This window comes from Burkholderia sp. COPS (assembly GCF_019425585.1).
Taxonomy (GTDB): Bacteria; Pseudomonadota; Gammaproteobacteria; order Burkholderiales; family Burkholderiaceae; genus Burkholderia; species Burkholderia cepacia.
Genome location: NZ_WIXR01000024.1, coordinates 246,162 through 252,942 on the forward strand (window position 1 = coordinate 246,162; position 6,781 = coordinate 252,942).

At 67.2% G+C, this 6,781-nt stretch carries 5 protein-coding genes; 1 reads left to right on the top strand and 4 read right to left on the bottom strand.

The features are described from left to right. Window positions 1-25 precede the first annotated feature (25 nt). Window positions 26-1,327, bottom strand: coding sequence for a serine--tRNA ligase (gene serS / locus FOZ70_RS22695; protein ID WP_219706769.1), 1,302 nt, complete (start codon window positions 1,325-1,327; stop codon window positions 26-28). 263 nt (window positions 1,328-1,590) lie between these two features. Here serS and FOZ70_RS22700 point away from each other — a divergent pair, with 263 nt between their 5' ends. After that, complete coding sequence (locus FOZ70_RS22700; RefSeq protein WP_021163431.1) at window positions 1,591-1,857, top strand: DUF2164 domain-containing protein; 267 nt, start codon at window positions 1,591-1,593, stop codon at window positions 1,855-1,857. 39 nt (window positions 1,858-1,896) lie between these two features. On the opposite strand, the gene FOZ70_RS22705 is transcribed toward FOZ70_RS22700, so the two are convergent. The 3 genes from FOZ70_RS22705 to FOZ70_RS22715 form a co-directional block, all read right to left on the bottom strand. Continuing rightward, window positions 1,897-3,207 carry a replication-associated recombination protein A gene (locus tag FOZ70_RS22705; RefSeq protein WP_027788118.1) on the bottom strand — a complete coding sequence of 437 codons (1,311 nt, stop codon included), beginning with the start codon at window positions 3,205-3,207 and terminating at the stop codon, window positions 1,897-1,899. A 214-nt stretch (window positions 3,208-3,421) separates the two neighbouring features. Continuing rightward, window positions 3,422-4,111 (bottom strand): outer membrane lipoprotein chaperone LolA, encoded by a 690-nt coding sequence (gene lolA / locus FOZ70_RS22710; protein ID WP_021163433.1) that lies wholly within the window; start codon window positions 4,109-4,111, stop codon window positions 3,422-3,424. Window positions 4,112-4,157: 46 nt separating this feature from the next. Next, on the bottom strand, window positions 4,158-6,467 hold the full coding sequence (locus FOZ70_RS22715) for a DNA translocase FtsK (protein ID WP_021163434.1): 2,310 nt from the start codon (window positions 6,465-6,467) through the stop codon (window positions 4,158-4,160). Between the last annotated feature and the right edge of the window lie 314 nt (window positions 6,468-6,781).

Genomic DNA, 6,781 nt, shown 5'->3' on the forward strand with positions numbered 1-6,781 from the left:
TTGAAGCGATCGCCGGAGCGCGACGTTACGACGCCTGTGCCGGCGCGTCGATACGCTCGATGCCGCCCATGTACGGACGCAGCACTTCCGGCACCGTGACCGAGCCGTCCGCGTTCTGGTAGTTCTCCAGCACAGCGACGAGCGTGCGGCCGACCGCAAGGCCCGAACCGTTGAGCGTATGCACGAGTTCCGGCTTGCCCTGTGCGTTGCGGAAACGCGCCTGCATCCGGCGCGCCTGGAACGCCTCGGTATTCGAGCAACTCGAGATCTCGCGATAGGTGTTCTGCGCAGGCAGCCACACTTCGAGGTCGAACGTCTTCGCGGCCGAGAAGCCCATGTCGCCCGTGCACAGCGTGATCACGCGGTACGGCAGGCCGAGCTTCTGCAGGATCGCTTCCGCATGGCCGACCATCTCGTCGAGCGCCGCGTACGACGCATCCGGCGCGACGACCTGCACCATCTCGACCTTGTCGAACTGGTGCTGGCGGATCATCCCGCGCGTGTCGCGGCCATACGAACCGGCTTCCGAGCGGAAGCACGGCGAATGCGCGGTCAGCTTGATCGGCAGCGCGGAGCCTTCGACGATCGACTCGCGCACGGTGTTCGTCAGCGAGATTTCCGACGTGGAGATCAGGTATTGCGTGACCTTGTTCTCCTCGCCGCCCTTCTCGACGCGGAACATGTCGTCCGCGAACTTCGGCAGCTGGCCCGTACCGTACAGGATCTCGGGGTTCACGATGTACGGCGTATAGGCTTCGGTGTAGCCGTGCTGCTGCGTGTGCGTGTCGATCATGAACTGCGCGAGCGCGCGGTGCAGGCGCGCGATCGAGCCGCGCAGCATCGTGAAGCGTGCGCCGGCGAGCTTTGCGCCGGTCTCGAAATCGAGGCCGAGCGGCGTGCCGACGTCGACGTGATCCTTCACCTCGAAGTCGAACTGGCGCGGCGTGCCCCAGCGGCGCACCTCGACGTTGTCGGCTTCGTCCTTGCCGATCGGCACGCTTTCATGCGCGACGTTCGGCATACCGAGCATCAGGTCGGACAGGCGCGCCTGGATGTCGCCGAGCTTGGCTTCCCCCGCCTTCATTTCGTCGCCGATCCCGCCGACCTCGGCCATCACGGCCGATGTGTCCTCGCCCTTCCCCTTCATCGCACCGATCTGCTTCGACAGGCTGTTGCGGCGCGCCTGGAGCTCTTCGGTGCGGGTCTGGATCGCGCGGCGTTCCGCTTCGAGGGCGGAGAACGCGGCGATGTCGAGGGTGTAGCCGCGATCGGCGAGGCGCTTCGCGACGCCGTCGAGGTCTTTGCGCAGCAACTGGATGTCGAGCATGGGAGGACTTGGAAAATCGTTGTGTAAGACGGGAATTCTAACGCACCGCAGGGCCGCCAAGGCACTGGACGGACGGACTATGCTGCAAACGGGCGATGACCGTGGCGCGACGGCCATGGCAGTATCGCGTTGCCGGCCTGCCCGTCGTCACCCGCGAAATCGCGCCCGCATCGAAGCGCCGCGGATCGCGAAGCACCCGCGCGGGCCCGCGGCGGCGCATCGAGCGAGGCGCCCGCCCCACGTCACAGCACCCAAGGAACCCGATGGCCATCGAACTGGACAAGGAAATACGCGACCGCGCGATCGCGTCACTGCAACGCTATTTCACAGAAAACATGGACGAGCCGATCGGCAATATCCAGGCCGGCGCGCTGCTGCACTTCTTCGTCGAGGAGATCGGCCCGGTGATCTACAACCTCGCGATCGCCGACGCGCAGTCGAGCCTGCACACGCGCATCGCCGAACTCGACATCGAATGCCATCAGGAACCGTTCGACTACTGGAAGAAGCAGCCGGCACGCAAGCGCTGACGCGAGCCACGACCACGCCGGCCGCCCCGGGCCGCGCCGTCAGTCCTTCTTGCCGGCTTCGCGATCGAGTTCGCGCAGCCACGCGAGCTTGTCGGCGATCTTCGATTCGAGCCCGCGCGGCACCGGCTTGTACCAGCGCGGTTCGCGCATCCCGTCCGGCAGGTACGTCTCGCCGGCCGCATACGCATTCGGCTCGTCGTGCGCGTAGCGATACGCGTGACCGTAGCCGAGTTCCTTCATCAGCTTGGTCGGCGCGTTGCGCAGGTGCACGGGCACCTCGCGCGACTTGTCCTGCTTCACGAACGCCATCGCCTGGTTGAACGCGTTGTAACCCGCGTTGCTCTTCGCCGCGCACGCGAGATAGATCACCGCCTGCCCGAGCGCGAGCTCGCCTTCCGGCGAGCCGAGCCGCTCGTAGGTTTCGGCCGCGTCGTTCGCCACCTGCAGCGCGCGCGGGTCGGCCAGGCCGATGTCTTCCCACGCCATCCGCACGATCCGCCGCGCGAGGTACTTCGGATCCGCGCCGCCGTCGATCATCCGGCAGAACCAGTACAGCGCACCGTCCGGGCTCGAACCGCGCACCGACTTGTGCAGCGCCGATATCTGGTCGTAGAAGTTGTCGCCGCCCTTGTCGAAGCGCCGCGCGTTCAGCGTCATCGCGCTGCTGACGAAATCGGCATCGATCGTCGCGACGCCGGCCGACGTGGCCGCCGTCTGCGCCTGCTCGAGCAGGTTCAGGAAGCGCCGCGCGTCGCCGTCCGCATAACCGACCAGCGTATCGATCGCCTTGTCGTCGAACGCGAGGCCGTCGAGCGCGATTTCCTGTGCGCGCTTCAGCAACTGGCGCATCTCGTCGTCGTCCAGCGACTTCAGCACGTACACCTGCGCACGCGACAGCAACGCCGAATTGACCTCGAAGCTCGGGTTCTCGGTCGTGGCGCCGATGAAGGTCACGAGCCCCGACTCGACGAACGGCAGCAACGCGTCCTGCTGCCCCTTGTTGAAGCGGTGGATCTCGTCGACGAACAGGATCGTGTGGCGGCCGGTGCGGTTCAGCGTGTCCTTCGCCTGCTCCATCGACTCGCGGATGTCCTTCACGCCGCCGAGCACCGCGGACAGCGCGATGAACTCGCAGTCGAACGCAAGCGCGGTGAGCCGCGCGAGCGTCGTCTTGCCGACGCCGGGCGGCCCCCACAGGATCATCGAATGCGGCTTGCCCGATTCGAACGCGAGCCGCAGCGGCTTGCCTTCGCCCAGCAAATGCGTCTGGCCGATCACCTCGGCGAGCGTCTTCGGCCGCAGCGCCTCGGCGAGCGGGCGGCGCGGCTCGACTTGAAACAGATCGGACATGAACCCTCGCTCCACATCAAACGGTCGCGGCCGAACCGGCCGCCGGACCCGACATTATGACAGCCGCGCGACGGCACCGCCGTGCCTGCTGCCCGTGCCTGCTGCCCGCGCCTGGTGCCCGCGCCCGGTGCCCGCGCCCGGTGCCCGCGCCCGAAAACAACACGGGCCTGCCGTCGCCGGCAGGCCCGTTGCGAAAAAGCGGCGTGCGCGCCGGTCAGCCCGTAATCACGTCGGCGCCCTTCGGCACGACGAACTTGAACGTATCGCCCTTCAGCGGCGGATTCGTCTGGATGTTCGTAAACGTCAGCAGCGTGACGTTGCCGAACACGTCGTGCAGCTCCATCGCGGCGAGCGTGCCGTTGCGAAAGCCGATGCCGATCCGCTGGAACTGCGTGTCCTGCGCCTTCGGCAGCATCTCGAGCCACTCGATGCCGCCCTTCTCGCCGGCATCGCGCAACGTGTAGCTCTTGTCGAGATCGTTGCTGCCGAACAGGATCGCGGCCGGGCTCGCGCCCAGCGCGCCGTTCAGCTTGCGCTCGGTCACCTGGTTCAGGTCGCGGTCATACACGTAGAGCTTCTCGCCGTCGGCCTGCAGTACCTGCTGGTACGGCTTCTGGTACGTCCAGATGAACTTGCCCGGGCGCGCGAACACGAAGGTGCCGCTCGAATTGTCGGTGGGCTTCGGCACGGCCTGCGCGGCGCTCGCGCCCTTCGCCGGTGCCTTGACGATCTGCTGCGTGAAGTCGCCCTTCGCCGAACGCACCTGCGACACGAACGCCTTCAGTTGCTCGGTGCCGCCCGCGAACGCGTGCGTCGCCGCGAGCATCAGCGATGCGCCGGCGAGCGCCGCGCCGAGCCAGCGCCGCGTCGAACGAAGGGACATTGCGAACGAATGTTGCTGCATATTGCGGTTTTCTCCCTGGGTGGCCGGCGCCGCGAACGCCGCGGACTCATTCCGCGTCGCGCGCCGGCACAAGAATTTCGCGGTTGCCGCTCGACGACATCGCCGACACAAGCCCCGACTGCTCCATCTGCTCGAGCAGCCGCGCCGCGCGGTTGTAGCCGATCCGCAGGTGCCGCTGCACGAGCGAGATCGACGCACGGCGGTTCTTGATGACGATCTCGACCGCCTGGTCGTACAGCGGATCAGACTCGCCGCCGCCTTCGCCGGTTCCCGCGCCGGCCGATCCCTCGTCGCCGTCGGCGGTGCCGCCCTCGAGCAGCCCTTCGACATAGTTCGGCTCGCCCTGCTCCTTGAGCTTCTCGACGACGCGGTGCACTTCGTCGTCGGCGACGAACGCGCCGTGCACGCGCACCGGCAGCCCGCTGCCCGGCGGCAGGTACAGCATGTCGCCCATCCCGAGCAGCGATTCGGCGCCCATCTGGTCGAGAATCGTGCGTGAGTCGATCTTCGACGACACCTGGAATGCGATCCGGGTCGGCACGTTCGCCTTGATGAGGCCCGTGATCACGTCGACCGACGGACGCTGCGTCGCGAGGATCAGGTGGATGCCGGCCGCGCGCGCCTTCTGCGCAATCCGTGCAATCAGTTCCTCGACCTTCTTGCCGACGACCATCATCAGGTCGGCCAGCTCGTCGATCACCACGACGATGTTCGGCAGGCGGCCGAGCGGCTCGGGATCTTCCGGCGTCAGGCTGAACGGATTCGGCAGCTTCTCCTCGCGCTTCGCGGCCTCGTCGATCTTGTTGTTGTAGCCCGCGAGGTTGCGCACGCCGAGCTTGCTCATCAGCTTGTAGCGGCGCTCCATCTCCGCGACCGTCCAGTTCAGCGCGTGACCGGCCTGGCGCATGTCGGTGACGACCGGGCACAGCAGGTGCGGAATGCCTTCGTAGACGCTCATTTCGAGCATCTTCGGATCGATCAGGATCAGGCGCACCTGCTCGGCGGTCGCTTTATACAGCAGCGACAGGATCATCGCGTTGATCCCGACCGACTTGCCCGAGCCGGTCGTACCGGCGACCAGCAGGTGCGGCATCTTCGCGAGATCCGCGCACACCGGCTTGCCGCCGATGTCCTTGCCGAGGCTGAGCGTGAGCGCCGACGATGCGGCCGCGTACACCTCGGAACCGATGATCTCGGACAGGTGCACCGTCTGGCGGCGCTGGTTCGGCAGTTCGAGCGCCATGTAGTTCTTGCCGGGAATCGTCTCGACGACGCGGATCGACACGAGCGACAGCGAGCGCGCGAGATCCTTCGCGAGATTGACGATCTGGCTGCCCTTCACGCCGGTGGCCGGCTCGATCTCGTAGCGCGTGACGACGGGGCCCGGATACGCGGCCACGACGCTCGCCTCGACGCCGAAATCCTTCAGCTTCTTCTCGATCAGGCGCGACGTGAATTCGAGGGTATCGGCCGAAATCGCCTCCTGCGCCTTCGGCGCGGGGTCGAGCAGCGACACCGGCGGCAGCGTCGAATCGCCCGGCAGGTCGGTGAAGAGCGGCACCTGGCGCTCGCGCTCGACGCGCTCGGACTTCGCCGGCGTGACGACCGGCGGCACGATCGTCACGGGCTCGTGATCCTCGATGCGCACGCGTTCCTCTTCGACCTTGCCTTCGCGGCGCACGGCCGCGGCCTCGCCGAGCTTGCGGTCGCGCTCGGCCTCGCGGCGCAGCTTCGCGACATTGACGGCGGACAGGATCGCACCGCCGACGCGCTCGGCGACCGACAGCCACGAGAAGCGGAAATACAGCGACAGGCCGATCGCGAGCAGGATCAGCAGCAGCAGCGTGCCGCCGGTGAAGCCGAACGCGTGCGACATCGCGCCCGCCACGGCCTCGCCGATCACGCCGCCCGGCGCGCGCGGCAACTGCACCTTCAGCGACCACATGCGCAGCGCCTCGATGCCGTCGCACGCCAGCACGACGAGCACGAACGCGAAGATTTCGGTGAGCCAGCCGATCGGCCGCTCGGGTTCGTCCACGACCGCCTCGTGACGCGTGATGCGGCGGTAGTTGACGGCGATGCGCCGCGCGAGCGGCACGATCAGCCAGTAGGCCGACAGGCCGAACAGCAGCAGGATGATGTCGGCCGTCCAGGCGCCGACGCGGCCGGCCCAGTTCGAGATGTGGTCCACCTGGGCGGCGTGCGTCCAGCTCGGATCGCGCCGGCTGTAGCTCAGCAGGGCCATCACCAGAAATGCGCAGAGCGCGACCTGGAGAATCCAGCGGATCTCCGTGAGGAGCTTCGACATCCGGTGCGGCAACGCCTGTGCCTGGGCGGAATAAGGAGCTTTTGCCATGAATCCGTATAAAGAGGACGGGCTGCGCGCCCGCCTGTCGTTCGATCCCGCATATTGTAAGCGCTGCACCGGGCCGCCAAGTGTAAATGACGGTTACATAACAGGGCCGGGGTACGGCCGGCGCGGCGCATGCTCTCCGCGGCAGCCCTTTCTGCCTTTCACTCCGGTGCGCGGTCCGGCCGCCCGCCCGCAGCCGCGCCGCCCCGGGCGGGTGCCACGCCCCGCCCGCCCCGCATGCGCGACCGTTGCGCCGCGAGACACTATCGCCGCGATTGAAACTCTCGTTCGGCAACGCAGCAACGGGGCCTTTATAA

Coding starts and splice junctions, on each gene's coding strand:
- serS (WP_219706769.1), bottom strand. CDS start 1,327: ATGCTCGACATCCAGTTGCTGCGCAAAGACCTCGACGGCGTCGCGAAG.
- FOZ70_RS22700 (WP_021163431.1), top strand. CDS start 1,591: ATGGCCATCGAACTGGACAAGGAAATACGCGACCGCGCGATCGCGTCA.
- FOZ70_RS22705 (WP_027788118.1), bottom strand. CDS start 3,207: ATGTCCGATCTGTTTCAAGTCGAGCCGCGCCGCCCGCTCGCCGAGGCG.
- lolA (WP_021163433.1), bottom strand. CDS start 4,111: ATGCAGCAACATTCGTTCGCAATGTCCCTTCGTTCGACGCGGCGCTGG.
- FOZ70_RS22715 (WP_021163434.1), bottom strand. CDS start 6,467: ATGGCAAAAGCTCCTTATTCCGCCCAGGCACAGGCGTTGCCGCACCGG.